At 64.0% G+C, this 1,041-nt stretch carries 2 protein-coding genes; both read right to left on the bottom strand.

Going from position 1 to position 1,041, the window contains the following annotated elements; all coding sequences use genetic code 11:
• A partial coding sequence (locus ACSFA3_RS25905; RefSeq protein WP_435508174.1) for a GrpB family protein occupies positions 1-194 on the bottom strand: 194 nt, incomplete at its 3' end.
• 28 nt (positions 195-222) lie between these two features.
• A partial coding sequence (locus tag ACSFA3_RS25900; protein ID WP_435508173.1) for an AraC family transcriptional regulator occupies positions 223-1,041 on the bottom strand: 819 nt, incomplete at its 5' end.

Raw genomic sequence — 1,041 nt, 5'->3', positions numbered from 1 at the left:
GTGATCGCCGTGATGTCGATCATCGGCTTGCCACGCAGCCCGACTACCGCCGTGCTCCCGATGTGCACGAGTTCCACGCCGGCCAGGTGCATGCGCACGTACTCCTGCACCCCGGCGAAGACGCGGGCGTATGCAGGGTCATACGGAACGATATTCCGGTGCTCAAGGCCTTCGTCGAATGCGTCGATCTTCATGGTTCGTTCCGATGATTACCGCGAGGACTCAGCCTTCGGCAAAGAACTGGCTGGGCGTCTGGTCGAATTGCTTGCGGAACATTGTGGCAAAGGCACTGGGGCTTTCGTAACCCAGCGCAAGGGCAACGTCGATGACTTTCTCGCCGGCGGCCAGCAGCTCCAGCGCCCGCAGCAGCCGAGCCTGCTGCCGCCATTGACCGAAGGTCATGCCGGTCTCGTTCACGAACAAGCGCTGGATGGTCTTCACGTTCACAGCAAGGCGCCGCGCCCAATCGGCCATGGTGGAGCTGTCGTCCAGTTGCTGCTGCAGCAGTTCGCAGATCTGCAGCAGCCGCGGGTCGGACCGCATGTGCAGGTGCAGTGGCAACACCGGCAAGGCACGCAGTTCGTCCAGAATCAAGCGCATGACGCGGCCGTCGCGGGTGCCAGGCACGTAAGGCTGCTGCACCTCCATGGCGGCGCGGATGAGTTCGCGCAACAGGGGTGATATGCCCACCGCCCGGGTCTCGCCCAGCAGTTTGGGAGCAGCATCGGTCGCCACCTGCAGGCTGCGCATGTGTACTTCTCCGATGCAGCGGATCTTGTGGGTCATGCCGGCCAGCATCCAGATGCCGCGAGTGGGCGGCACCACCCAGCGGCCCGCCCGGGCCTGCACCACCATTACGCCGCGCACGGCATAGATCAGCTGGTGCTTGGTGTGCGCATGCGGCTCGATGTACCAGCCGCTTGGGTAGTCGGTGGCCCGGCCGGTGATGGGCGAAGGCGCGTCGTCGATCTCTTTGAGCACCTGAGGCAGGGCCTTGGGCTTGCGAGATGGGTTCATGTCCTTTTCGCGAGGGTTTCTGGT

The sequence above is a fragment of the Variovorax glucosi genome, assembly GCF_051216695.1.
GTDB lineage: Bacteria > Pseudomonadota > Gammaproteobacteria > Burkholderiales > Burkholderiaceae_C > Variovorax.
This window is presented reverse-complemented; position numbering and strand designations above follow the sequence as displayed.